This is a genomic window from Myxococcales bacterium, assembly GCA_016712525.1.
Taxonomy (GTDB): Bacteria; Myxococcota_A; Polyangia; order Polyangiales; family Polyangiaceae; genus JAAFHV01.
The window spans coordinates 1,194,263-1,219,742 of sequence record JADJQX010000008.1; the positions used below are offsets into that span (position 1 = coordinate 1,194,263).

23 protein-coding genes are annotated in these 25,480 nt (G+C 70.1%); 8 read left to right on the plus strand and 15 right to left on the minus strand.

Annotation, left to right across the window (positions count from 1 at the left end; all coding sequences use genetic code 11):
• Positions 1-25: 25 nt before the first annotated feature.
• The 10 genes from IPK71_34620 to sixA form a co-directional block, all read right to left on the minus strand.
• Positions 26-571 (minus strand): DUF2452 domain-containing protein, encoded by a 546-nt coding sequence (locus IPK71_34620; GenBank protein ID MBK8218892.1) that lies wholly within the window; start codon positions 569-571, stop codon positions 26-28.
• Between the two features lie 33 nt (positions 572-604).
• Positions 605-1,168 (minus strand): hypothetical protein, encoded by a 564-nt coding sequence (locus IPK71_34625; GenBank protein MBK8218893.1) that lies wholly within the window; start codon positions 1,166-1,168, stop codon positions 605-607.
• A gap of 49 nt (positions 1,169-1,217) precedes the next feature.
• Complete coding sequence (locus IPK71_34630; GenBank protein ID MBK8218894.1) at positions 1,218-2,027, minus strand: RluA family pseudouridine synthase; 810 nt, start codon at positions 2,025-2,027, stop codon at positions 1,218-1,220.
• Positions 2,028-2,176: 149 nt separating this feature from the next.
• Positions 2,177-4,882 carry a phosphoenolpyruvate synthase gene (locus tag IPK71_34635; GenBank protein MBK8218895.1) on the minus strand — a complete coding sequence of 902 codons (2,706 nt, stop codon included), beginning with the start codon at positions 4,880-4,882 and terminating at the stop codon, positions 2,177-2,179.
• A 78-nt stretch (positions 4,883-4,960) separates the two neighbouring features.
• Complete coding sequence (locus IPK71_34640; GenBank protein MBK8218896.1) at positions 4,961-5,929, minus strand: esterase; 969 nt, start codon at positions 5,927-5,929, stop codon at positions 4,961-4,963.
• A 42-nt stretch (positions 5,930-5,971) separates the two neighbouring features.
• Positions 5,972-6,337 carry a hypothetical protein gene (locus IPK71_34645; GenBank protein MBK8218897.1) on the minus strand — a complete coding sequence of 122 codons (366 nt, stop codon included), beginning with the start codon at positions 6,335-6,337 and terminating at the stop codon, positions 5,972-5,974.
• Positions 6,338-6,506: 169 nt separating this feature from the next.
• Entirely contained in the window at positions 6,507-7,913 is a 1,407-nt protein-coding gene (locus IPK71_34650; protein MBK8218898.1) for a hypothetical protein, read from the minus strand.
• On the minus strand, positions 7,910-10,594 hold the full coding sequence (locus IPK71_34655) for a hypothetical protein (protein MBK8218899.1): 2,685 nt from the start codon (positions 10,592-10,594) through the stop codon (positions 7,910-7,912). The genes IPK71_34650 and IPK71_34655 overlap by 4 nt, the downstream gene beginning before the upstream one ends.
• A gap of 82 nt (positions 10,595-10,676) precedes the next feature.
• The gene (locus IPK71_34660; protein ID MBK8218900.1) at positions 10,677-11,573 is read right to left on the minus strand and encodes a hypothetical protein; all 897 of its coding nucleotides are present in this window, start codon (positions 11,571-11,573) and stop codon (positions 10,677-10,679) included.
• Positions 11,574-11,724: 151 nt separating this feature from the next.
• The gene (gene sixA, locus IPK71_34665; protein ID MBK8218901.1) at positions 11,725-12,222 is read right to left on the minus strand and encodes a phosphohistidine phosphatase SixA; all 498 of its coding nucleotides are present in this window, start codon (positions 12,220-12,222) and stop codon (positions 11,725-11,727) included.
• A 63-nt stretch (positions 12,223-12,285) separates the two neighbouring features.
• On the opposite strand from sixA, the gene IPK71_34670 reads away from it, so the two are divergent.
• Positions 12,286-13,158, plus strand: a complete 873-nt coding sequence (locus tag IPK71_34670; protein MBK8218902.1) for an alpha/beta fold hydrolase — start codon at positions 12,286-12,288, stop codon at positions 13,156-13,158.
• Positions 13,159-13,175: 17 nt separating this feature from the next.
• Here IPK71_34670 and IPK71_34675 read toward each other — a convergent pair whose 3' ends face one another.
• The gene (locus IPK71_34675) at positions 13,176-14,582 is read right to left on the minus strand and encodes a carotenoid oxygenase family protein (protein ID MBK8218903.1); all 1,407 of its coding nucleotides are present in this window, start codon (positions 14,580-14,582) and stop codon (positions 13,176-13,178) included.
• Between the two features lie 120 nt (positions 14,583-14,702).
• Between IPK71_34675 and IPK71_34680 the strand changes: the two genes are divergently transcribed.
• A complete protein-coding gene (locus IPK71_34680; GenBank protein ID MBK8218904.1) occupies positions 14,703-15,947 on the plus strand; it encodes a thiolase family protein in 1,245 nt (414 codons plus the stop codon).
• A 107-nt stretch (positions 15,948-16,054) separates the two neighbouring features.
• Positions 16,055-16,234: a hypothetical protein gene (locus tag IPK71_34685; protein MBK8218905.1), complete on the plus strand. Its 180-nt coding sequence runs from the start codon at positions 16,055-16,057 to the stop codon at positions 16,232-16,234.
• Between the two features lie 248 nt (positions 16,235-16,482).
• Here IPK71_34685 and IPK71_34690 read toward each other — a convergent pair whose 3' ends face one another.
• Positions 16,483-17,400: a transposase gene (locus IPK71_34690; protein MBK8218906.1), complete on the minus strand. Its 918-nt coding sequence runs from the start codon at positions 17,398-17,400 to the stop codon at positions 16,483-16,485.
• Between the two features lie 716 nt (positions 17,401-18,116).
• Here IPK71_34690 and IPK71_34695 point away from each other — a divergent pair.
• From IPK71_34695 to IPK71_34705, 3 genes are all read left to right on the plus strand, one after another.
• Entirely contained in the window at positions 18,117-18,638 is a 522-nt protein-coding gene (locus IPK71_34695; protein ID MBK8218907.1) for a hypothetical protein, read from the plus strand.
• 240 nt (positions 18,639-18,878) lie between these two features.
• The gene (locus tag IPK71_34700) at positions 18,879-19,058 is read left to right on the plus strand and encodes a hypothetical protein (GenBank protein MBK8218908.1); all 180 of its coding nucleotides are present in this window, start codon (positions 18,879-18,881) and stop codon (positions 19,056-19,058) included.
• A gap of 109 nt (positions 19,059-19,167) precedes the next feature.
• Complete coding sequence (locus tag IPK71_34705; protein MBK8218909.1) at positions 19,168-19,860, plus strand: M23 family metallopeptidase; 693 nt, start codon at positions 19,168-19,170, stop codon at positions 19,858-19,860.
• A 128-nt stretch (positions 19,861-19,988) separates the two neighbouring features.
• Here IPK71_34705 and recA read toward each other — a convergent pair whose 3' ends face one another.
• Positions 19,989-21,122 (minus strand): recombinase RecA, encoded by a 1,134-nt coding sequence (gene recA / locus IPK71_34710; GenBank protein ID MBK8218910.1) that lies wholly within the window; start codon positions 21,120-21,122, stop codon positions 19,989-19,991.
• A 489-nt stretch (positions 21,123-21,611) separates the two neighbouring features.
• On the opposite strand from recA, the gene IPK71_34715 reads away from it, so the two are divergent.
• On the plus strand, positions 21,612-22,619 hold the full coding sequence (locus tag IPK71_34715; GenBank protein MBK8218911.1) for a diacylglycerol kinase: 1,008 nt from the start codon (positions 21,612-21,614) through the stop codon (positions 22,617-22,619).
• Positions 22,620-22,727: 108 nt separating this feature from the next.
• Positions 22,728-23,504 carry a hypothetical protein gene (locus IPK71_34720; GenBank protein ID MBK8218912.1) on the plus strand — a complete coding sequence of 259 codons (777 nt, stop codon included), beginning with the start codon at positions 22,728-22,730 and terminating at the stop codon, positions 23,502-23,504.
• Positions 23,505-23,531: 27 nt separating this feature from the next.
• On the opposite strand, the gene IPK71_34725 is transcribed toward IPK71_34720, so the two are convergent.
• A complete protein-coding gene (locus IPK71_34725; GenBank protein MBK8218913.1) occupies positions 23,532-24,200 on the minus strand; it encodes a redoxin domain-containing protein in 669 nt (222 codons plus the stop codon).
• A gap of 252 nt (positions 24,201-24,452) precedes the next feature.
• On the minus strand, positions 24,453-25,457 hold the full coding sequence (locus IPK71_34730) for a hypothetical protein (GenBank protein ID MBK8218914.1): 1,005 nt from the start codon (positions 25,455-25,457) through the stop codon (positions 24,453-24,455).
• Positions 25,458-25,480 lie beyond the last annotated feature (23 nt).

Sequence of the window (25,480 nt, forward strand, 5' to 3'; positions counted from 1 at the left end):
TTTGCGCGCCTTTTCGCGCGCTGCCTCAGGGCGAGCCGGTGCCGAGCAGACGCGCGAGGGCCTGGGCGTCGACCTCGCGCCCCGGGATGTCCTCGACGCGTGTGAAGGACTGGTCGTGCTCGAGGCGGTACGAGCCCACGAACCCGTGAGGCGCGCCGGTGCGCCATTCGTCGGGCCCGAAGAGCGAGAACCAGCGGCTCCCGTCCTCGTCCTCGTACACGTGGTAGATGCCCCCGGGCTTCTTCTCGAAGTTGCATTTCGCGCGGTGGAGGGCGGCGTCCACGCGGGCCTTCTCGAGCAGCTCCTTCGCCTTCTCTTGCAGCGCGCGGATCTGCTCGGCGAGCACGACGAGCTTGCCCGTGGTCATCGTGGCGATCGTGTCGTCGGCCTTTTGGATCTCCTTGGCGACGTCGACCAGGTCGAACGCCGGGGCCATGCGCGAGAGCGGGTACGGCGCCGAAGCCTGCGACCCCTCCCAGCGCCCCTTCACGAGCGCCGTAGGCGCCTCGGCCTTCGGGTCGAGCTTGGGCTCGTAGGTGGGGATTTTGCTCGCGTCGTCGTCGCGGTTCATCGTCTGCACCCTCTCTCCGATGCCAGGGCAGGCTCAGGGGTTCTTGCCGGCTTCGTTCGCGCCGCCGTCTTCCGTACGGGGGAGCGTAGCCGGAGGCCACGGGACGCTCCACCGGGTGTCCGTCGCGCGGTCCCAGAGGTCGAGGTGCGTGCCCCGCGAGGTGGCCGGGAACGTGACGCCGATGCGCGTCGAGAGCTTGCGCGAGAGCTTGACCCCCTCGAGGTCGGGCGCGCCCAACAGGGGAAAATCGAACCGGACGCGCTCGAGGAGCGTCTTGCCTTCGTAGAGCTCGAGCGCGAAGCGCCCCATCACGCGGGGCGACTCTTGCGGCGTGGAGAACGAGCTCCGGGTCATCGCGACGAGGTACACGTCTCCCCTCACCCACCGGAGATCCACGAGGTACTGGTCCTTCTCGCGGAGCGGCGGGGGATCGGGGAGCGTCGACGTGATGACGGTCTCCGTGCGCGCGTCGGTCCCGGCATCGGCGGGAGGGCCGAACGTCCACACGGGAGACGACGCGCCGAGCGTGCCCGCGGCCGCAGAGGCCGTGAGCGCCACGACCGCGAGCCCTTGCCACGAGCGACGAGACGAAACCACGGCCGCACCCTTCCACGGCGACACGAAATCGCCAAGCCCCGAGGTGCCGTCAGGAGCGCGCGCCCGTAGAGAAGACGGTCCACGCGAGGGCCTCTTCCCACGCGCCTTCGCCGCCCCCGAGGGACGCCCACGTCGACAGGAGCGCCGCGGGGACGGGGCTCTCGAGCGCGAGCGCCTCGCCTCCCACGACGAAGCGCACCTTGGCGCAGTGGAGCATCACCCGAGAAAAACCGAGGATTTTGCCGTTCGCGAGCGCGAGGCGCGACGGACCTCCGTACGTCGGATCGCCGAGCAGCGGGGCCCCCATGTGGCTCGTGTGCACGCGGAGCTGGTGGGTGCGTCCGGTCTCGGGTCCGAGCGCGAGCAGCGCGGCGCGGGCCCCGCCGGTTCCCGAGGGCGCCTCGGCGATCACCGCGTACTTGGACCGCGACGGCTCGCCCTTGGGGTCGACGCGTCGATGGCGCGGGTCCCGTCCGGGGCCTAGGGGGGCGTCGCACATGCCCTCTTTGGGGCTCGGCGCGCGGGCCGCGAGCGCCACGTACCTCCGGTCGTACGCGCCTTCTTCGCGCGCCCGGGCGAGCTCTTCGCGGGCGAGCGGCGTGAGCGCGAACGTGACCACGCCGCTCACGTCGCGGTCGAGCCGTGACGTCGGGTGGAGGCGCCCCTCGGGGAGCCCTACGGCCCGCGCCGCCTCGGAGAGCAGCGAGCCCGCGCGCGCGCGCCCGTCGGCGATCGTGGGGATGCCCGCGGGTTTGTCGACCACGACGAGGTGCTCGCTCCGGTGCAAGACGACCACGTCGAGCCCCGACCGCGGCGCCTCGCGGGTGAGGCGGACCGTGACGCCCGCGCCCAGGGGCACATCGCCGCGTGATGCCCTGTTTTTACCAACGAATACGCGACCTTCCGAGACACAGCGGGCATCGGCACCGAGGCGCCCGAGCACGGCGTCGAGGGTGGTCGTTTCGGTCGTCACGAACACGACGACCTTTGGAGCTTCGCGGGCCACGCTCACCCAGAGCTCGTCGCGCCGGCCTCGGGTAGCACCTCGATGCGCCCTCGGTCGCCGTCGACGCGGAGGAGATCGCCGGTCTTCACGGCCAAGGTCGCGCGCTCCACGTTGACGACGCTCGGCACGCCGAACTCCCGCGCGACGACCGCGGCGTGCGAGAGCGGGCCACCGAGCTCGGTCACCACACCGGCGGCCAAGAGGAAGAGCGGCGTCCAGCCGACGTCGGTCGTGTGGACGACCAGGATCTCTCCGGGCTGCAGCAGGGACATCTCGGCCGGGCTCATGAGCACACGCGCGCGGCCCTCGACGACGCCCGAGCTCGCGGCGATGCCCGAGAGCACCTTGCCTCCCGCGGGTGGCAGCATGACCGCCGGGGGCAACCCGACGAACGTGGGAGGCGGATCGGGGCGCGAGAGATCACGGGCGAGCTCGGCTCGACGCGCACGCACGAGCGGCGCGAGATCCCGACGCGACGTGCGGAGCGCAGTCACGAGCTCGTCGGCCGTGAGCATGAAGACCGACTGGACCTGCGCGAGCGGCGAGCCCTCGCGGAGGAGGCGCTCGTAGTCGTCGGCGAGCTCGGGGACGAGCCGGAGGAGGCGGCGATCGGCGTCGAGGGCCACGTCGCGTACCATGCCGAGCACGCGGGTCACCCACGCACGCATGCGCTCGCGGAGCCGCGCCGCCTTCTGGGCGCGGGCCACGAGGTGCCTCACCAAGGTGACCTCGGCCACGTTGAGCTTCGATTTCAGCCGCTGCATCTCGGCGTCGGCCTCGGCGCGCGACCGCGCGAGCGTCGCCTCGATCTCACGAGACTCGCCGCGCAGCGCCACGCGGAGCATGGTGAGCACGACCCGCGGGTCCTCTCGCCAGCGCGGCGTCGAGAGCTCGGCCTCGCGCACCGCGCGCTCTCCGTAGAGCTCGAGGAACGAGACGAGGGCGCGCCGCGTGGGCCCCTCGGGGAGGGCGTCGAGCGTGACCGTGCTCTCCCGGAGGAGCGCGTCGCGGGCCGCGGGCTCGGTGCGCGCGATCGCGGCGACGCGCAGCATGCCGATGCCGGGGCGAGCGCTCTCGAGATCGTGGATGCCCCGAACGAGCTCTTGCGCGAGCCGGTCCGCGTCTTCCCGCGCGACACGCGAGAGCAGCATGCGGAGCGCGACGTGGGTCGCGAGCGAGCTCGACGCGCACGTGAGCATCACGGTGCCGGTCCGCTCGAGGAACGCTTGCACGTCCCGGAGGCGGGTCGCGAGGCCCTCGTCGGGCAGGATGGCCAAGTCGAGCGCGGCGTGGGCGCGGCGCAGCTTGTCGGCGTGGGCCTCGAAGGCCTCGACGTCCGCGTCGAGCCGCACCTGCTCCTTGAAGAGGCGCGCGGCCGTCATGGGGAGGCGCGCGTAGAAGCCGGTGCGCGACACGTCGCTCACCTCGCGCTCGAGCCGCTCGGCGCCCGCGCCCCCGCCGAGCTGCATGAGCGTGCGCGGATCGAGCCCCGGGACCTGCGCCGCGATGCGCATGAACTGCGACAAATTCAGGTAAAATCGGCCAAAAACGTTGCCGACGAGCTTCGCGTTCTTGGGCACGGCGCACCCGAGCGCGCCGAACGCCCGGCGGAACCCGGCCTCGCTGAACGCGCCCGCGATCGACCACGTGAACGGGGTCGCCACGCCGGGCAGCGCCTCGCCGACGTTCACGTTGCTCCACACGGTCTCGGCGTCGCCCCCTTCGGGGAAACCACGGCTCGTCACCGGGCGGGCCTGGACCACGACGAGCTCGTCGCCCTCGCACGCGAACTCGACATCCCAGGCGACGTCCTCGATGGCCTCGAGATTTCGCGCGAGCTCGGAGAGCTTACGCACGTGCACGTCGCGCAGCGCCGGCGAGTCGGGGCTCTGCGCGTCCCGCTCTTCGACGCCGTTCGGACCGACCACGGTGGCCTTGGGCTTCCGCGCGATCGTCTCGGAGACCTTCTGCCCGTCCCGCGAGAGGCGAAGCAGGTCGGGAGACGTGACCCCGTCGACCACGGGCGCACCGAGCCCGAACCCCACGTTGATCACGCGCTCTCCACGCACCGCGCCCGGCGCGACCACACGCGTGAACATCACCCCCGCGGCCTCGGCGCGCACCATGACCTGCACCACCACGGCCATGCCCACGTCCCGCACACCATGTGCGGCGAGGTAGGCGAGCGCGCGCCCCGACGCGATGCTGGCCCACACCTCACGCACGACGCGGGCGAGCGCCGCACCCCCACGCACCCCGAGCTTCGTCTCGGCGAGGCCGGCCATGGACACGAGCGCGCCATCTTCGCACGTGGCCGACGAGCGCACCGCGAAGCCCCAAGGGGCCTGGGACTCGTGCTTCGCCCAGAGCGCCTCGAGCTCTTCTTCGAGGCCGTCGGGCAGACGCGCGTCGAGCATCTCGTGCCGCGCCTCGGCCGCTCGCGCGTACACGTTGCGCCCGGACGCGACCCGCAGGAGCGAGCGCGGCTCGCAGAACGGAGAGAGCCCTCGGATGGCCGTCGCGAACGCGGCCTCGGGAAGCACCCAGGTCGCCGGCACGGAGAACCCGTTCCTGTGCAGCCACGCGAGGCGCGCCGCTTTTCCGCCGACCGTCCTCGGGCTCTCGCCGTCACGCGCGAGCGTCTCCAGCGGAACGAGCCACCCCCCTGCGCCCGCGCGCGCCTTCGACCTTCGCTCGTCTTTCGCCATTCGGCGACGATGCTAGTTCCACTCGCGGGCCCGCACAATCGCCCGGGCGGCGAGCGGACACGAGCCCCCCACGAGCGGTCAGGACCTCGCGAGCCCGGCCTCGTGCCAGAGCAACATCTCGAGCGCTCCAGGACCACGGTTGAACGGGTAGTCGTGGGGGCCAGGCACCAAGAGGTACTCGTGGTCGAGCCCGGCCGAGCGCATCGCCTGCGAGGTGGCCGTGACGACGCGACGAAAGTAGTCCTTGTCGCTCGTGAGGAGGCGGAGCTTGAGCCCGGGGCGCGCGACACGTGCCAAGCGGAGCGCCTCGACGAGCTCGGGGATCTGGGGATCGTCGATGGCCGCCTGGAGCGAGCCCACCATGCCGAAGGTCTGCGGGCTCTCGAGCCCCACGCGCAGCGCCACGGCGCCCCCGAGGGACACGCCGTCGATCCCGGTGGCCTCGGCCTTGTCGACGACGGGCAGCTCGCGCCTCACACGCGGGAGCAGCACGCTCTTCACGAAGTCGCCGTAGTCGCGCAGGGCGAGCGGGCTCTTGAGCTCGAGATCCGGCAGGTACGGGCACACGACGACGAGGCCACGGTACGGCGCGGTCGCGAGGCGCGCGTTGTGCAGATCGAGGCGCTTTTTCTCGACGAATCCTTCGAAATCTTCGGACGTGAGCGGCGGGGCTCCGAGCCTCCGGATGGCACGCACGAGGGCGTAGTCGCGCGGCCAACCGAGCGCGCCGAGCTCGGGCCCTTTGCGGGCCTCTCCACGACCATGGAGCGCCACGAGCACGGGGAAACGTTCGCCGGGGCGCGACGCCGGGAGCACCACCGCGGCGCGCGTGGCCTCGGAGGCGTCCGAGGAGAACGACCACTCGACGACCCGAGCGGGAGAGGCTCCGCCGTCGATCGTCGATGGGGGCTCGGCGGCCGAGGCCTCGTTGAGGGCGGCGTACGCGTGCGTCGACTCGGCCCTCGGATCGCTCTTTTTGCAGGCCTGAACGGCCGCCGCGGCTGCCCCGAGCACGAGCCCACGCCGGCCGATACGCAGGCCGCTCACGGGGAGGCCTCCGACGGGCCCTCGTGGGTCGAGGCGCTCACGTCACTCTTCCGGCGCCGAAGGCACATGCCCCGTGGCCGACCGCACGAGCTCGGAGAGGCCCGGGTCGGTCACGATCTGCTCGCGGAGCACCGCACGGATCGCGCCGAGCTGCTTCTCCCCGAGGCCCGAGAGCCCGCGCGTCGCCTCGTCGATGCGGGCGTCCACGTACCCGTTCACGTCGAGCTCGCCGGCCTTGAGCCGCTCGAGCGGAGATGCACCCGCGACGGCGGCGGTGCCCTCGGCTTGCGCGCTCTTCTCGGCGTGAACCGAGGCGAACGACTTCTCCACGTTCTTGGTCGCGTCGGCCTCGGCCGGGCCTTCGGGGCCCTGGACGCCCGCGTTTTTGCCGATCTTGTCGATCCCCATGGGAGCCTCTTCGGAGCGTACCATCTTTCGCCGGCACGCAGGCGCTTCGAGCTTTCGAGGCCGAAGCGGCGACCGTCGCCTGCCTTTGCCTCGAGGGGGTGTCGGCTCCCCGGGCCGAGCCGTTGCGTAAAAAAACGCGGCGCCCGAAAAAAGGCAAAAACGTCAGCAGTTACTTACACTTGAGGCGACAGGTCGCGTTGGCTTGGTAGGCGCACCGTTGGCTCCTCAAGGTCGGGAGGATGCTCGTGCGGGCCTTCGGGACGAAATGGCACACGCCCCCGGCGGAGGTGGCCTCGATGCGAGCCTCGGCCTTCTCACAGCCCTCCTCGTTGGAGGTGCCGCAGGCCTCGGCGACGTAGTCGTTCGGGCAGGTGACGTCGCCCTTGGCGAGGAGCCAGTCTTGGGTGTGGCTCGCGCCCGAGTCGATGCGCGCCGTGCGGGTGACCTCGGGCGCGCCGCTCCGGTACGTGACCTCGACCTTCATCGTGTGCGACTTGGGCGTGACCGGGGCCTCGTCGCGCGGCTGGAAGACGATGACCTCCTCGCGCGTGACGGTGTCGCACGCGGGCTCGTCGCCCCGAGGTTTCACGACGATGGGCACCTCCGCCGTGCCGAGGGCGGGCACCGCGAACGTCCCGCCTTGCACGAGCGCGCGGAGCTCGAGAGACGAGCGGTTCACGACCCGCACGAGCCGCGTCGCCTCACGACCGTACGGCACGTCCCCGAGATCGAGTTTTTGCGGGGAAATATCGGGCTCGGGGAGCGTGAACCGGCACACGTCGGCCAGCGGATAGAGCGCGTACGCCACCGGGACCGGGTTCTTCACCTTGAAGGTGAGGGGCTTGCCGTGGCTCCCCTTCGAGATGGCCTCGTCGAGGTTCTCGACCTCGAGGCCACCGACGACCGTCTGCTTGACGCTCGCGTCCTCGGCGCGGAGCTTCGCCTTCACGAGCTCGAGCGCCTTGCCGGTCACCTCGCCGTGGCGCACCGTGATCTCGTAGGCGAGGAGCCCGCCCATCTTCACCGAGCCGATGAAGTCGGTCGCGCCGGCGCACGCGCACTTCTCGGACTCGTACGTCATGGCCGGGCTCGGCGAGAAAAACTGCGGATCTTTGTCGCGCACGAAGGCCACGGCGACGAGCTTCACCGTGTGCGTCGCGCCCGCCGCGCCCGCGGCCAAGAAGGGCACGAGGTCGGCTTCGGCGCTCACGACCACGTCGTCGACCGCGAGCCCCACGTACGCGTAGTCGATCGTGGCGCGCTCGACCTCGGCCTGCGACGCCTTCGGGACGGCGCACGCCTCGGTCAGCAGCCGCGTGCCCGAGGGCGACTTCACGACGCCCCGCCCCGGCGCGTAGCTGCCCGTCGCGTCGAGCAAGAAGTCGTGGCTCACGTTGGAGTACGAGCCCATGGCCGCGAGCAGCCCGTCGGCGTCTTTGCAGGCCGCGCCGCCGAGCGCCGCGCACCCTCCACCTTTGCCCGACGAAGGCAGCCGCGGGGAACCGAGGCACCCACCAAGGACGACCGCAAGGCCCCCGAAGGCCACGAGACCGGGCACCACACGACGGACGCTCATGGCCGTGCACCTCCGAAGCCGACGCGACCGCGCCGAAGCCTCCGCTCTTGGGGCGACGCGCCGTCCTCTCCGAAGTAGAGCCACTCCCCGAACGTGAGGAGGGCCACGTCGCTCGTGCGCGGCGTGGCGATGCTGCCCACGGGGAACGCGCGGAACGCCCCGAAATTGCCCACGAATCCGTCGATCGTGACGCCCTCTCCGCTGGCGCGCGCGAGCACCCCACGGAAGCCTTGGCCCATGGGCTCGACCGAGATCGACGTCGGGTACCCGGGCCCCGCGGTGGGCACGGTGACCGCAGGACCGACGGGCTTCCCCATCGCGTCGATGCGCTGCGCGAGAGCGCGGTAGGCACCGTCCCGCGAGGGATCCGCGCCGTCCGGCGCCTCCTCGATCCACACGACCATCGCCCCGTCGCCCCACGGCACGATCTCCGGAGACCGCGAGTGCGGCAGGCTCGGGAGGAGCCGCGTCTCTTCGGCCATCTTGGTGGCGTCGTGCGAGCGGATCGGGCAGACGTAGATGTCGGCGAACCCTTCGCGCGCCGCCTCGCGCGGGTCGGACCACACCGCGAGCACACGATCGCGCCCGGCCGGCACGAGGCGAAGGCCCGTGGCGTCCCCCGGGGCGTTCGTGATGCGCTCCTCGCGGACGATGCGCTTGAGGTCGAGCCCGATCTTGGTCGTGTAGATCTCGCCGTTGCCGTTGCGGGTGTCGACCCAGCCCACGACGAAGCCGTTGCCTACCCACGCGAGCGCCACGTCTTGGGCGTCCCCGCGGGCGTTCGTGAGGACGACGTCGTTCGTTCGGCGACCGCGCGCGTCGATCCGCGTGACGTGCACCTCGGGATCTCCGCCTTCGCGCGCCACCCAGGCGACGGCCCCACCGTCCTCCGGTTTGCCGGCCGCGGCGATGGCCACTCCGCCCACGGCGAGCGCCCGATTCGTGAGCAATGTCGGGTCTTTGGCCTTGGTGGCCGGTTCGTCGAGGGCCTTGCCCTGGTCGTCGTAGGAGCGGATGCGCAACGTCGCCGCGCGGGCCTTGTTCCCGGGCACGTCGAGGTCCGACGAGAGCGTCGCGACGAGGGTGCGGTCGCCCATGCGCACGTGGGCGAGGTGCGCGACGGCCTCCCCCGTGGCGAGGGTCTCGACGTCGAGGAAGCGGGTCGCCTCGATGGCGGGTGTCGGCGGCATGACCTGGGCCGTGCGCTGGGCCTCGGGGGACCTCGGAGGGACGAACACGGACCTCACGTGAGACGGAGTCTCGGCGGACGCGGAGAGCGTCACGCAGCCGACGTCGCACCCGAGGGCCCACCCGAACCCCGGAGGATCCTCGCCGAACTCGAGGGGAGAGATGTCGAGCGGCTGGAGCTCCGAGTCGGTGCGGAGCAGGCTCGGGACGAAGGGCTTCGCGGCGCACTCGGGCCCCACTTTCGGCTCGAACGCGCACGGGCGAAGGGAGGCGAGCAGCGCGAAACCCTCGGGGGAGCTCGCGAGCTCGAGCCGCGATTTCGGCGCGACCTCGACGCGCGTGACCCGCTTCGGGGGCCCCTCGCCGAGCCTCGCCACGTGGACGAAGCGCTTGCCCTGGGCCTCGGCCACGTCACGCTCCCACACGACGGCCGTGCCCTGGCCGTGCGTACCGGTCGAGAGGCCGAGGAGCGTCGTCCCGTCTCGGGTGTCGGCGGCGGGGTGAGGCGGCACCACGAGCCCACGCGTGTCGTCGATCGTGGCGGCGAGGACCTCGGTCTCGGCCGAGCTCGCGTCGGTCCAGGCGACGTGGGTGCGCCCGCGATCGCGCGCGACCTCGAGCGTGCCTTTCACTGTGGCCGTGGCGGCGATCGCAACGGCCCGCGTGACGCGCGCGTCGGCGTCGAGGGTGTAGAGCGAGACGGCCGGGATCGGGGGCGCGCTCTTCTCCGGTTTCTTGTTGGGATCCGCGGTCTTATCGACCTTCTCGGCCACGCGCGACTGGACCACGGCGAGCTGCACGTCGCCGTCCGTCGGGACGACCTGCCACCCCACCACCCCGCGCATCACCCGAACGGGCACGCCGCGCAGCTTGCCGAGCGGGTCGAGCGAGGCGGCGAGCAAGGAGCCCTCGCCGTCGACGGTCTGCTCGACCCACAAAAGCAGCGCTCCTCGCGGGCTCGGCACGAGCTCGGTCCACACGATGTCGTTCGTGGAGCGCGTGATCTCGGCCGCGGGAGCCCGCAGGACGCCGTCGTCGGTGACCCCGAAGGCCCAGAGGCCCTTGCCGCGCTCGGTGAGCGCCGAGAAGCTCACGGCATACCCACGATCGGGGCCCCGCGTGGCCGTGACGGCCAAATCGGTCGAGTCGAACGGGGTCGGCACGAGGGCCTTCATGCCCGACTTCATCTCGCCCTTCGGCGTGAGCGGGACGACCGACACCCGCCGCACCCCGTCGTCTCCGAAGGCGAGCAGCGCGGCGAGGAGCCCCGTCTCGCTCCGCGCGAGGAAAGGCCCTATCGCGCGATCCCCTACGGTCGCGATGACACTCGCCTTCATCTTCGGCGACCGGAGCACGGCGCCCGGGGCCCTGCCCGAGGGCGCGCTCGGCGTCGTACCGACCGGGGTCGCGGGCGGTTTGGCGCGGCAGCCGACGGCCACCGCGGCGGAGGCCAGGGCCACCGCGACGAGCTTGGAATAGCGAGAAAGTCTCATGGAACGCGCGCACCGGGACATAGCACAGCGGAGGCAGCACGCCGCCTCTGGCCGGCATTCCCGGTCGTCGCGAGAGCCGCGCTCAGGAGGCGCGAAGGAGGCGCGCGATGTTGCGCTTTTCCCACGTGAGCGCGCGATCGTGGGCCCGGAAGAGGCGCTCGCGCTCGCGGAACTCGGGCGAGTGGAGGTCGCGCCGACCGCCGAGGCGCCGCGCGGGCAGGGCGTGGTGGAGCATCTCGTGGTAGAGCACGAAGGCCACGAAGTATCGAGGCACCCAGGCCTTGTCGAGCACCGGGTGGATGCGCACGAGCCGGTCGAGGTCCGAGTAGCTCCCGAGCTTGATGCTCTTTCGGGGCGAAGAGCGCTTCGTGCGCGAGCCGGTGCCCCAGGTGACGAGCGCGTTGCAGGTGCCGTCGAAGTACTTCTCGTTGAGCTCGCGCGCGATCCCCAAGAGATCGTGGTGGGAGCCACGCGTGACGAGCGGGATCGACCGCGGCTTTCGCCGGGCGAGGCGCGCGTTCTGGGCCTCGATGTAGGCGCTCACCTTGAGGCTCGCGTCGCGGTCGGCGCGCAGCATGTAGTGGACGAGGGCGTCCACCACGGGGGCCGGCGCGTCCAGGAACATGTGGTGGATGCGCACCTGCAAGACGCCCGCGTGCGTCGAGTGGGAGACGATGCGGTGGCGGTTGTCCGTGACCGAGAGGCTCACCGGGCCGGCGTACGCGGAGCGCAGCTTGCGCTCGAGGGCCTGACGGGCGCCTTCGTGGACGAAGAGCCTGGGCGAAGGTGTGGGGAACACGAGCGAGAGCTGCGCGCTCACCCGGTCGGGGATGCGGATGGCCGCCGTCCCCACGGGGCCCGTGGCGAGGACGAGACCCGCCCGCGCGAGCCTCGGCCCGGGAAGGATCTTCTGTGCTGCCGCCGACTGCCGAGCCATGGGGTGATGCTCCCTCCCCTTCGGCGTAGAAGAGGGGTCCATGGCTGTCAAGGAAGGGTCTTTTTACCTGAAATTTCAGACACTTGGACACGAGGGCAGCCGCCCCCACCTCGAGCTTTCCACAGCCCCTGTGCGAAACTTTTGCGCGTTTTTCGATGCCGCTTGACCGCCGGCGGGCGCGGGGGCAGCCGGCTCAGCGGTGGAGGACGAGGGTCTTCGGGTCGAGCACGAACCGCGAGACCGACGCGAAGCCACGCCCGTGCCGCGAGGTGGTGTCGGCCGTGAGCTCGATCGACACGACCATGGCCTTGAGCATGCCTTGAGGGGGGTGGGCGCCCACGAGCGCGGCCACGACGTCCGACAGATCCGGCTCGTGACCGACAAGGACGGCGTTCTCGCGGCCCTCGGCGAAGAGGTCGGTGACGAGGCCGAGCACGTCGCGCCCCGGCTCGAGGCCCCGGGCGATCTCGAGGGGGCGCTCGCCGAAGATCTCGAGCAGCTCGGCCGCGGTCTCGCGCGCACGGACGAGGGGGCTCGTGACGATCTCGGCGGGGGCCTCGCCGGCGGACAGCAGGGCTCGGGCGACCTCACGGACGCGCTCGCGGCCCTTCGGGGTGAGCGCGCGGTCGAAATCGCGGCCCGAAGCGGCGTAGTCCTCGGCGGGGCCGTGCCGCATGATGGCGATCCTCATGGCCGGAGACTACGGGAGCCCGTGCCTCCCGCGGAAGCCCGAAAACCCTGTACCCTCGCCTCCATGGAACACGAGGTCACGCTCTACTCCGGCGGCCTGCGGCTCTCGGGGGTCCTCCGCCTGCCCGAGGGCGCTTCGGCCGGCAAGAAGGTCCCCGCCGTGGTGTGCTGCCAGGGCTTCTCGCTCGTCAAAGAGGTGTGGCTGCCCAAGAGCGCCGAGGCCCTGAACCGCGAGGGCTACGCGACGCTCAACGTCGACTACCGCTTCTTCGGCGCGAGCGAAGGCGAGCCTCGCTGCCGCCTCGTGCCCTCGATGCAGGTCGAGGACGTGCGCGCGGCCCTCACGTTCCTCGAGACCGTGCCCGAGGTCGACCCGATGCGCCTCGGCCTCTTCGGCATCAGCTTGGGCGCGAGCGTAGCCGCGGGCGCCGCCGGCAAAGACCCACGCGTGCGCGCGCTCGTGGCCGTGGCGGGCCCCGGGGACCTCGGCCGCGTGTGGTCCCAATTCCCTGATTTTCCTAAGTTTTACGAGAAGGTGCGCGAGGCGCGCCGGCACTACACGGCGACCGGCGAGGTCCGCTACGTGGCCGTGCCCAAGCTGCTCTCGTCCGACCCGGACACGTGCGCCCTGCTCGTGGCCGACGCCCCCAACTACCCTCGCTGGAGGCTCGAGATCACGTTCGAGTCGCTCATGGACCTCTTCGAGTTCGCCCCCGAGGACGACCTCCCGAAGACCCGCGCGGCCTGCCTCTTCGTGCACCCGGGCGACGACACGCTCATCGCGGGCGGCGAGATGGCGAGCATGTACGCGAAGGCCCGAGGCCCGAAGAAGCTCGTGAAGCTCCCCGGCGTGAAGCACCACGAGATCTACGGCGAGGGCAAGGGCTTCGGCCCGCTCATGGCCGAGACCCTGGCCTTCTTCGCGAGCCACCTTTGACGGCGGCTCTCTCCCGATCAGGTGTGGTCGTGGCAGAAGTAGGAGTGGAACCCGAGCGGGATCCGCTGCGGGAGCCGTAGCCGTGCGACCTCGCGCATGGTGCGGGCGTCGAGCACGAACGCGTGCGAATCGTCGGCCTCGTGGCTCGTCCCGTAGGTGACGAGGTAGCCGTCGTCCTCGCCGGTGAGGGAGCCTGCGCGGGCGAACGCCGCTTCGCCCACGAACGTGCCGGCGGGCGCGTCCCACACGAGCTTCGCGCCGGTCTCGAGGTCGTATTTCACGAGGCCGTCGAACTTGAGGGCCTCGTCGGGGGCGACGCGCGGGTTGTACGAGTAGCGGGCCTTTTTGCCCTGGATCGCGTCGTTGATGCGAGGGAACTCGGTCGCGAGATCGTCGAGCTGGCGCTCCTTGGTCTTGCCCGTGTCGAGGTCGAAGCGCCACTCGTAGAGGTGGGGCACGAGCTCGATCGAGTCGAGCCGCGCGACCTTGCCCGTCGCGTCGCGCTTCTCGGGGATCGGGTCGCGCACACGGCAGCCCACGAGCACGATCTCGCGGCCCTCCTCGTAGGCGTTGATGGTATGATACATGTAACAGGGCTCGGCCTCGAACCAGCGCACGTCGCTCGCGTAGCCGAGGCGGGGGAGCACACCGAAGCGGCTCGGGGTGCCGCGATCGAAGGCGATGCGCATCTTGCCCTGGGCGAGGCGGGCCTGGTCCCACCCCATCGGAAAATCGAGGAGAATCGAGTAGTTCTCCGTGATCGCCATGTCGTGCAGCACGTGGGGCGTGGGGATCTCGATCGCCTCGTAGCGCACGAGCTCGCCCTCGGCCGAGACGAGGCCGTACCGGAGATGCGGGCTCTTCACCATGGAGTAGTCGAAGAACACGAGCTCGTTCGTGCGCGGATCGACCTTGGGGTGCGCCGAGAAGCCGCCGGTGAGCTTCTTGCCGAAGCGCTCGGGGCCGAGGGTCGAGAGGTCGCGCGTGGACAGCTCGTACGGTGTGCCCGAGAGCCACCAGAGGGCGAAGAGGCGCCCGCGGTGGAACACGAGGTCGGTGTTCGCGGTGTCCTTGATGGGGCCGCCGGGGAGGCCCATGGCCTCGGGGCGAACGGGCTCCAAGATGCCCGTGTAGAGGGCCTTGCCCGCCTCGCGCTCGGCCTTGAAGCCGCGCGTCTCGACCCAGCGGTTTCGGTAGGTGGCGCGCCCGTTCTCGAACCGCAGGCCGTGCACCATGCCGTCGCCGTCGAACCAGTGGTACTTGCCGATGGGCGAAAATTGCGGGCTCGGCGAGTTGCGGACGTAGAGGCCGCGGAGGTCCTTCGGGAGCTCGCCCGAGACGACGATGGCCTCGCCGGAGAGCTCACGGTGGATGGGCGTGTGCTCGAGCTCGAGGTATCCGGTGGTCGGCGCGGCCTGGGTCATGCGGAGAGGCTACGCGCCCGACGCGCCGAAAAAAAGCCCCGACGGACGTCCGGGCGGCCACCGATAGCCGAGCCGTGGCCAAGCGACCACGACGAGCCCGAGGCGCGGTAGCTTCGTCTCATGCGCGACGTCTTCGTCCTCGGCTCGTTCACCACCCCCTTCCGGCGCGCGCCGGAGAAGACCCACCACGATCTCACGCGCGAGGCGCTCGAGGGCGTGCTCGCCGACGCGGGCATCGAGGCCTCGCGCATCGACGCGACCTACTTCGGGAGCGCCGCGCTCCACGTGTTCGGTCAGCCCAACATCGGCGGCCAGGTGCTGCTGCTCCCCCTCGCGCGCGAGGGGAAATACCCTCACGCGGCGCCCATCACGAACGTCGAGGGTGGCTGCGCCACGGGAGGGCTCGCGCTCATGGCGGCGCGCGCGGCGGTCGCGGCGGGCGACTGCGAGGTGGCCCTGGTCCTCGGGGTCGAGAAGGTGTTCTTGCCCGAGGCGCCGCAGAAGATGTGGGAGCTCTTCGAGGGGGGCACGGATCGCCTCCACGCGGCCGAGGCGCGCGCGCTCTACGCCGGGAAGGCCGCGTTCTGCGGAGGGGTGTTCGAGCCGCACCCCGCGCGCATCACCATCCTCGACGCCGTCGCGCTCGAGGCCTCGTGGCACATGGCGCGCTACGGGACGACGAAGGCCCAGCTCGCCCACGTCGCGTCGAAGAACCACGCGCACGGCGTGAAGAACCCGAACGCGCAGTACCGCGAGGCCATGAGCGTCGAGGCCGTGCTCGCCGACAAAGGCGTCGTGGGCCCGTTCACGCGGAGCATGTGCGCGCCCATCAGCGACGGCGCCGCGGCGGTGCTCGTCGGGAGCCGCGAGGCCCTGCTCTCGCTCGGCAGCACGCGCCCTCGGGTGCGCCTCGCCGCGATCGCCGCGGCCAACGGCACGCGCACCTCTCCCGACATGCCCTCGGTCACCACGTTCGCCGCGAAAAAAGCCTTCGCGAAGGCCAAGCTCACCGCGAGCGAAGTGCACCTCGCCGAGGTCCACGACGCCACCGCGTTCGCCGAGATCGCCGCCACGGAGGACCTCGGTCTGTGCGCTGCGGGTGAGGGTGGCGCGTTCGCGGTCTCGGGCGCGACGAGCCACGGAGGGCGCGTGCCGGTGAACCTCTCGGGAGGGCTCGAATCGAAGGGGCACCCGCTCGCCGCGTCGGGGCTCGCAATGGCGCACGAGCTCGCGCTGCACCTCACGGGGCGGGCCGAGGCGAGGCAGTCGGGCTCACCCGGCGTGGGCCTCTTTCACAACGCGGGCGGGCTCGTCGGGTTCGACGAAGCGACCGCGGTCGTCGGCCTGCTCGTGCGCGAAGGCTAGTTTCGACGGGGATTTGGAGCGCTCCGGAGAAAAACGACCCGACCGAAAAAAACGACGCAACGACCACGACCGACCTGCCGACGAGAGGGGCGAAAGGCAGGTACGTCATGAAGTTTTTTTCTCGTAAGGCTCGTTTCTCGTCGTCGGCTCTCGTTCGCTCGCGTGGCGCTTCGCTCGTCGAGTACACGCTGCTCCTCGTGGGGGTGCTCCTCCTCGCGGCCGGCGCGGTCAAGTCCCTCGGGCCGAAGATCAGGAGCTCGATGGATGCCACGGGGGGCCACTTCTGAGCGCGAGCGGCTGCCGCGAGCGCTTTGGGTGTGTTGGGTGGGAGAGAGTCCGACGATGCGTCGTCGGACTCTCCCGCGCGGGGAGGAAGATCCGACCGACGTTGGGAGGAAGATCCGACCGACGTTGGCGCTAAGTGGCTGAAATCACATTGACGCCCAGCTCGCGAAAGAGGGAAGATCCGACCGACGTTGGCGCTAAGTGGCTGACGGGAAGATCCCGTGACGGGAAGATCCGACCGACGTTGGCGCTAAGTGGCTGAAATCACATTGACGCCCAGCTCGCGAAAGAGGCGCCAGGTCCCCTCGGGAAAGAACACATCCCGCACGGCGCTCCTCATCTTCGCAAACGCCTCCCGGTACGCCCCCAAGAACGCGGCCCGCTCCTTCAAGGCCCGCACCGCCATCTCCACGTTCCCACCCGCCGCAAAGCTCGGATTCCTCGCCCCCTCCTTCTCGAACGACGACGCGCGAGTCGTATGAGGCACAGCGAAAATCCACTCGAGCGAGCGCACGAACTTCCCCGCCTTGCGCGCCACGATGCGCGCCTTCTCGACCGCCGCGTTCACCGCGGACACGATGCGCTCCCGCGCCCCCTCGTGCCCCGAGCTCGCCTCGAGCGACCGCGGCACCGTGATCGAAATCTCCGCAGCCGCTGGCCAGCGCGTGTTTTCCGGGTCGATGTACAGCTCGGGCCGCGAGACACGAATGGTGCGCGTCCCAATGTCCGTCGCAGCGAGCGTGACACCCGGCCAATCCTCGGGGCTCGCGACGAGCCCGGCCTCGACCACGTTCGCGAGCGTATACCCGATCTTCTGCAGCACCGCGTCCTCACCATAGAGCGCGACGACGCTCGTGCCCTCGCGCGAAAAGACCTCCCCGGGCCACCCACGCAGCACCTTGATGGCGTTCGCGAGCAGGCGATTTCGCTGCGAAAGGAAGTCGGGGAGCCTTCCTCGCGTGTCCGTGAGCACCTCGTGAAGGTGATTCGAGAGCATCTGCGCCGCGTGGACCTCTATGCCAAATTCCGCCGCGAGCACGGCCGTGACGTACCAATAGAACGCGAGCAGGAGCCGCCTCTTGTCCGGGTTCAGGAGGAAATAGCGGCGGATGGTCCTGCGCGTGACGAGGTAGGTGGTGCCCGGAACGATACGGCGAGGGTTGGACATGCCTCCCCTTATTCACGTCGCGGGCCAACACGAAGTGGCTGAATTTAAGGGAGATCGTGTGTGGCCAAGGTGGCCCGGCCAGGCCCAACGGGTGGCCCGGCCAGGCCCTAGCTTCCTTTCGCGGACTTGCCGTCATCGTCGGTCGGATCTCATCCGGCCAGGCCCAACGGGTGGCCCGGCCAGGCCGTAGCTTCCTTTCGCGGACTTGCCGTCATCGTCGGTCGGATCTCCTCGGTGGTCGGTCGGATCTCCTCGGTGAGCCACAGTGGCCCGGTGAGGCCCAACGGGTGGCCCGGCCAGGCCGTAACGTCCTTTCGCGGACTTGCCGTCATCGTCGGTCGGATCTCCCCCCCCTGGATCTCCCCCCTACGGGTGGCCCGGCCAGGCCGTAACGTCCTTTCGCGGACTTGCCGTCATCGTCGGTCGGATCTCCGTCGGTCGGATCTCCGCGTCGGTCGGATCTCCGCGAAGAGCGCGGAAGCCCCGGACGAACAAGACCACGTCGGACGAAGAAGACCCGACCGACGCTCGCACGACGTGCTCGAAAGACTCGACCGACGTTGCCCGAAAGCTCCAATCGACCTCGCCAGCAGCAGACGCTCGCGTCTCTGCATTCGTAGAATGCGTTTCATGCGCCCGGCGACGATTCGCTGCCACCGACCGCATGCTCACTTCTCCTCGGGAATACGCGCCTCGATCGCCGGGTTCGCGCCTCCGTGCCCCGCTCCGTCGCTCCCCTCGCCGCGCTCGTTTTCCTCGTCGCCTCCTCCGGCTGCGCGTCGCCTCCCGTCGCGTCGGCACCTCGGCCATGGGCGCGCGATCCCGGCGGGCTCGCGAGCCTTCGTTCGGTCGTGGAGGGGAGCTGGGAAGGCGCGACGGACGAAGGTCGAAGAGCCCAGGTCGACTACCACGCCATCTCCAGTGGAAGCGCCGTCGCGGAGACGTTCGGCGCACGGCCCCGCTCCACCATGACGCTCTTTCACGCCGACCACGGCGAGCTCGTCGCGACGCACTACTGCGCCCAAGGGAACCAGCCGCGGCTCCGCGCCGTCGCGATCGCGCCCCGACGGTTCCGCTTCGTGGTGGAGAGCGTGACCGATCTCGATCCGGGCGAGGCGCACCTCGTCGAGCTCGAGCTCGCGGCGGAAGGCGAGGCGCTCGAGCGCGTCGAGGTGTACCGCGACCCCACCGGGCACCTCGAGCGCACCCACTTCCGGTTCGTCCGCACGGGGACGTAGCGCTCCTCCCGCATCTTTTCGGCTCCCAACGGAGCCTGCTCGCGAGCCTCCCCCGGGACGTCCGCTCGTCGCGAGGCAGGGCCGGTGCTCCGCCGGCGGGTGGTTCAGGCTGCCCGTGCAGCAGGACGAAGACCTCCCTCCCCGACTCGCGCGGTTTCGGAGAAAACGCGCCCCGGCCGAAAAAAGGACGAAACGACCGCGACCGACCTGCCGACGAGAGGGGCGAAAGGCAGGTACGTCATGAAGTTTTTCTCTCGTCAGGTTCGTGTTTCGTCGTCGGCTCTCGTTCGCGCGCGTGGCGCTTCGCTCGTGGAGTACACGCTCCTCCTCGTGGGGGTGCTCCTCCTCGCGGCCGGCGCGGTCAAGTCCCTCGGGCCCAAGATCCGGAGCTCGATGGACGCGACGGGCGGCCACTTCTGAGCGCGCTCTCGTTCCTCCTCGTCCCGGGGTGGCCTACGCCCCGCGACGACGCCCCTCGGCGGGGCGCGTGCCCTTTGCGGCCGCAGCCCCGCTCACGTACATCTCGAGCATGACGTCGCGCGCGCTCGTGGCTCCTCTCCTCCTCGTCGTCGCATGCTCCGGCGCAGAGCCTACGATCGAGCCACAACCACCCGCGCCCACCCCCACGGGGTCGGGCTCGAGCGCTCCCCTTCCCTCTGCGCAGCCTACGACCGACGCGGGCTCCGTCGACTCTGGCGGCTCGGGCGACGCGAGCAAGCCCGCACGACCCGGGTACATGCTCCCCCTCGAGTGCGGGAAAAAGTCGACCGTGGTGCAAGGCCCGGGAGGTGCGTTCAGCCACAACACGGCCCAGTCCCGCGACGCGTACGACTTCGACCTCGCGAACGACACGCCACTCGTAGCCGCCAACGACGGCACGGTCACCCACGTGCGAGGGGACGTGCGCCCCGGAAACCCGTGTTACTCGGGCGGCGGCTCGTCGTGCGCGAACACGGTGAACTACGTGACGATCGCCCACGCGGACGGCACGAGCACCCTCTACCTCCACGTGAACCAGCCGCTCGTTGCCGTCGGCCAGACCGTGAGGCGCGGTGAGCGCATCGCCCTCTCGGGCGGCACGGGCTGGTCGACCGGGCCGCACGCGCACGTTCAGCGGCAAGAGAAGTGCGGCATTTGGATCTGCAACTCGACACCGCTCACGTTCGTCGAGGCCGGCATCCCCAAGACGGGCACGGCGGTCACATCGGCCAACTGCCCGTAACTACCCACAAAAAAGCTCGCCCCAGGGCCGCGCGCACGGACCTGGGGCAAGCACCGGTTGCTTCTTGCAGGAGGGACAGCCGGTCGTGAACGAATCGCGGCTCACTCGACGAGCGAGCCGCGTGACTCTCAGTTGGCGGGCTTGGGCGCGGGGCGCTTGGCCTCGGGCTCGGCCGTGCCGTTCTTGGCCGCAGGCGCGCCGCCCTTGGGCGCAGGCGCCGCGGCGACGGGCTCGGGCCCCGTGGGCTTGATGTTGTTCTTCTGGAGGATCATGCGCTCGAGCTTTTCCATGAGCTCGGGGTGCTGCTCGAGGTACGCCTTGGCGTTCTCGCGGCCCTGGCCGATGCGCTCGCCCTGGAACGAGAACCACGCGCCGCTCTTCTCGACGATGCCCAAGTCGGACGCGAGGTCGACGATGTCGCCTGCGCGGCTGATGCCCTGGCCGTAGAGGATGTCGAACTCGACCTCGCGGAAGGGCGGGGCCATCTTGTTCTTCACGACCTTCACGCGCGTACGGTTGCCGACCACGGTCGGGTCTTTTTTGTCGCTCGTGGCGGCCTCTTTGATCGAGCCGATGCGGCGCACGTCGAGGCGAACCGACGAGTAGAACTTGAGCGCGTTGCCGCCCGTCGTGGTCTCGGGGGAGCCGAACATGACGCCGATCTTCATGCGGATCTGGTTGATGAAGACGAGCAGGCAGTTCGACCGGGCGACCGTGCCGGTGAGCTTGCGGAGCGCCTGGCTCATGAGGCGCGCCTGGAGGCCGACGTGGCTGTCGCCCATGTCGCCCTCGATCTCGGCCTTGGGCACGAGCGCCGCGACCGAGTCGACCACGACGATGTCGACCGCGTTGGAGCGCACGAGCATGTCGGCGATCTCGAGGGCTTGCTCGCCGAAGTCGGGCTGGGAGATGAGGAGCTCGTCGGTCTTGACGCCGAGCTTGCGGGCGTACGACGGGTCGAGCGCGTGCTCGGCGTCGATGAAGGCGGCGACACCGCCGGCCTTTTGGACGCTGGCGATCGCGTGGAGGGTGAGCGTGGTCTTTCCGCTCGACTCGGGACCGTAGATCTCGATGATGCGGCCGCGCGGGTAACCGCCGATGCCGAGGGCGATGTCGAGGCCGATGCTGCCCGACGGGACCACCGCCACGTCACCGCCGAGGGACTCGCCCTCCTTGAGGCGCATGATGGAGCCCTTGCCGTACTCTTTTTCGATGCTGGCGAACGCGAGCTCGATGGCCTTCGCGCGGTTCTTGTCTTCCATCGTTCGGGGCTCCTTCAGACCTTTGGCCCGGCATAGCGCCGGGACCCGTGTGGCGGTAGCGTGTTCTTGAGGACCACAGAGATACTGCGCACCCGTTCAGATGTCAAGGGCCGTTCGGTGCGAAGGGGGCAGGCGCCGAGTGACTCACGAGATTTCGCGTACTTGGCGCGAACGTCGGTCGCCCTCGGGGCAAACGGCGGCCGTCCTCGGGCTCGTGGCGAGGCGGGCGTCCGCGTGTCTCGCTGGAGTCGTTGTGGTGCGAGATTCGCACCTCAGACATGAGGCACGAAACAGCCATGTTTTGTTTAAAATCATAGTGTTGCGGCCAACGTCGGTCGGATCTTCTGCCCCCCCGCCGCCGACGTCGGTCGGATCTTCTCCGCCGCCGTCCCCCGTCCGCCTCGGCCGCCACCGAATTCGCCCCACTCCCCCCCCCACCCTGACCAAACCCTGACGGCACACCCCCGACCCCGCCGCTAGGTTCTGCGAATGTCCGTCGCCGTCCTCGTCAACGTCAAGTCGCGCCATGGCTCGGCCGCCGTGGGCCAGCACATCCGTAGCCTCATGCCCCACGCCCGCGTGGCCGTGACGAGCTCCCTCGACGAGGCCCGCGCCTGGGTACGTGACGAGCTCGTCCCGAACCGCCCCGACGTCCTCCTGTCCGCCGGCGGAGACGGCACCGCGGTCGCCCTCTTGAACGAGCTCCGCGAGCACGACGTCCACGTCCCGACCTTCGGCCTCCTCGGCCTCGGCACCGGCAACGGCTGGGCCCGCGCCACCGGCGGCGTCGGCCGTCGCGCCGTCATGCGCGACATCGCGAGGCTCGGCGCCACCACCAAGCGCACCACCGAGCACGTCCCCGTCCGCACCTTCCGCCTCGTCGAGACCGAAGGCCGCGTCACCCCCTTCGCCGGCACCGGCTGGGACGCCGAGATCCTCTCCGACTACAAAGACAGCCTCGGCGGCAAGGCCAAGCTCGTCGACAAGCTCGGCGGCTCCACCGTGGGCTACGCGAAGAGCCTCCTCACCCGCACCATCCCGCGTCAGCTCTTCGGCTCCCGCCCGCGCGTACGCATCGTGAACCTCGGCGAGCCCGCCCTCACGATCGACGCCCACGGCAAGGCCACCCCGCTCTCCGGCGGCGAGACCGGCAAGGTGCTCTACGAAGGCCCCCTCGGCGTGGGCGGCGCGTCCACCACCGAGGAGCTTGGCCTCGGCTTCCGCGCGTTCAAGTTCGCTCACCTCGTCCCCGGCCGCATGCAGGTTCGCGTGTATGGTGCAGGTACCGCCGAGGCGGTCATGAACCTCCCGAAGATCCTCGGCGCCGTGCACCCGCTCGCGAAGGACCACCACTTCTTCGTGACCAAGGTCCGCTTCGAGCTCGACCGCGAGGTCCCCTTCGAGATCGGCGGCGACGTGGTCGGCAAGCGCCGCGCGTTCGAGCTCGCCCTCCACGAGAAGCCCATCTCGCTCGTCGACTTCCGCAAAGTGCACTGACCCGCAAGAGCCCGGTTCTCTGCGCGATTTCGTGCCTCGAGCCCGCGTCTCGGGGCATTCGCCGCTCCGTGTGAATCGGACCTCGGGGCGCACCGTCTCGCCTTGACCGTGTACCGAAACGAAAAGGTCACCGTGCTCGACAGGCTCGCGAGGCTCGAAGAGCAAGCGCGAGGCGCGGGGGGGTCGGGCCAGGGCCCACGCCGCTCGAAGCTGGCCTTTGCCATCGCGGGCGTGCTCGCGCTCGCGGGGATCGCCGCGGCGCTCGTGTACCTCGGCCGGGTCGAAGGGCAGACCGTGATGCGCTCGAGCTCGGGCCACATGATCACGGTGCGCTTCGGCACGACCGTGCGCGACGTGCATTGGTTCGACGCGAAGGGCATCGAGAGGCCGCCCCTCACCTTCCCCGACTCTCTCCGCACCGGTGGCGATCCGGTGCAGGCGAGCACCACGCTCATCGTGCCCGAGGAGGACGTGTCCCGCAGTGGGCCCACGTCGTTCGTCGTGCGCTACCGAGCGTTCGGCATCCCGAGGCGCACCACGGTCTCGTTCGACGCGAACAAGACCGACGTCGAGACCACGAAGCACCTGCTCGCGGGCATCCCGCAGTGGGTCTCGTTCTCGACCCACGAGCACCCGCTCCTCTATTTTTCCGCGCTGCTCGCCTACAAATACGCGCTCACGTCGATCACGTGGGGCCTCGACGACGGGCCCCTCGACCGAAACGTGCACTTTACACCCACGACCGCCGTCACCATCGACCGGACCGACCAGGTCTACGTCGTCTTGCCTCCCGGCTCACGCTCCGTCCGCGTGAAGCTCCGCTACAAAGACGGCACCGAGAGCGACGTACGCACCTTCACGCGTGAGCACCACACCCTGCGCTGATCTCGTGCATGTTGCACGTTTTGTAGCTCACCACGTGGCGGGTGGGCCCGCGACGAGCTCGAGGCCGGCGTTCACGTACGCGGTCACGTCGGACGGGGCGCCCGTGCCTTGGTCGAGAATTTCCATGGTGCGTGTGTCGACGAGGGCGTTCCACGGGAAGCCATCGATCCCGAACACGCCGAGGCGCTTCGCGTTCGCGTCGAAGAGCACGGGGTGCTTCGGCTCGTACACGTTGCACCAGGTCTCGAGGTCGGCCAGCGAGGGGCCTGTCGAGCGGTCTTTTCCCTGAAAAAGCACCTGCACGATGACCACGCCCTTCGCGCGGAGCGCGTCTTGTGCGGCGGCCGTTTGGCGCGCCTCTTGGGCGCAGATCGGGCACCACGAGGCGACGCCTTGGATGTGGAGGAGCTTGTAGCGCTTCTGCTCCGGATCGTAGAAATCGGAGAGAGAGACCGTCGTGAGGCCCTTCTCGGGGTCGCCGTCGACGTACCCCTGGAACGAGAAGGCCGCGATGCGATCGCCAGGCCGGAGCTTCGTGCGATCGCGGGTGCCGATGTGATCGGTGGGGTACGTGGCGCCGTCGGCGTTCTTGGTCTGGACGGGCAGATCCGGATCCGCGAGCGGGGTCGTGTCGGTGGTCGCACACGCGACGAGGAACGCCGCCGCAGCCAGCCGACCCCATCGAACGATGCGCATGCCCGAAGTCTTGCGAAAGAACGCCCCGACGACAAGGGCTTGAGCAAAATCACCGTGGGCCGCGCTCGGGGGAGAACGCAGCCCGGGGTCGTCTGCGGCATCACGCCGTCGGACAAAAAGAGCCTCGGGCCGCGCTCGGGGGTGAACGCGGCCCTGGGTCGTCTGCGACGGCGGCATCACGTCGTAGGGCAAAAATAGCCTCGGGCCGCGCTCGGGGTGAACGCGGCCCGTGGAAGGAGAGACGACCGAGGCCTATTGCGTGCAGACGGCGAAGTTGCCGAGGTAGTCCTGGTACTTGCCGCGGAACGTGCCGCCCTGGGCCGGGCGGAGCTCTTGGCCGTTGACCGTGAAGTAGAGCTCGAGCTCGGCCTCGGCGTAGTTGCCGGTGGCGTCCCGCGTGATGCGGAAGGTGGGGCAGTCGGCCTTGGTGCGGATGTTCGCGCCGTTCGGCCACTGGAACGGGTCGAGCGCGCGGAGGTCGATGGCGTAGTGGGCGTTATTGCCCCAGCGGCCGTCGAAGCTCACGTACTCGGTGCGGAAGGCCTGCTCGCCCACGTAGCGGCGGTGCACTTGCACGTCGAGCTGGCGCCAGAGCTCGGGGTTGTCGAAGTCGGTCACGCCGGCCTTCCACACCTCGAATCCGGCCTGGCGCACGGCCGCGCGCTGGCGGGCCCACGTCTCGTAGAGGAAGCCGTTCTCGAGGCTCTTCCACGAGCCCGCGCACGGCATGCCGTTGCAGGTCTGGCGCTCGATGGCGTAGCTCGCGTTGCCGACCCAGCCGGGGGCCGAGGCGTTCTCGCCGATGGTGAACTTGTAGTTCTTGCCGTAGGCCGAGTCCCACTGCATGCAGCCGTAGCGGTCGGTGTTCTGGAACCACATCTCGAGCTCGCCGGTGCGGTCGAGGTCGATGCCCGGCTCGGGCGCGGTCGGATCGCTGCGGAAGCCCGCGACCTGCACCGTGCGCACGTCGCCGCCATTCCAGCGGTAGTACGCGAGCACCGACCAGGCCGGGTTGCCGTAGGCCGTGGCCGTGCACTTCGCGCGGTCGGCCGAGTAGAGCACGCGGAGACGCCGGCCGCGCTCGAGCGTGCCTCGCACCTCGGTCGTCCAGTTGCCGTGGAACACCACGGTCGCTTCGGCGGTCGCCGCCGACTCCGTCTCCCCCGTCTCGATCCCGGGCGAAACCGAGCAGCCCATCGCGGCCGCCCCGAGCATCGACGTCAGAACCCAAGCCCCCACTCGAAGTGCGTAACTCATGGGCGAGTGACTAGCGCCATTCT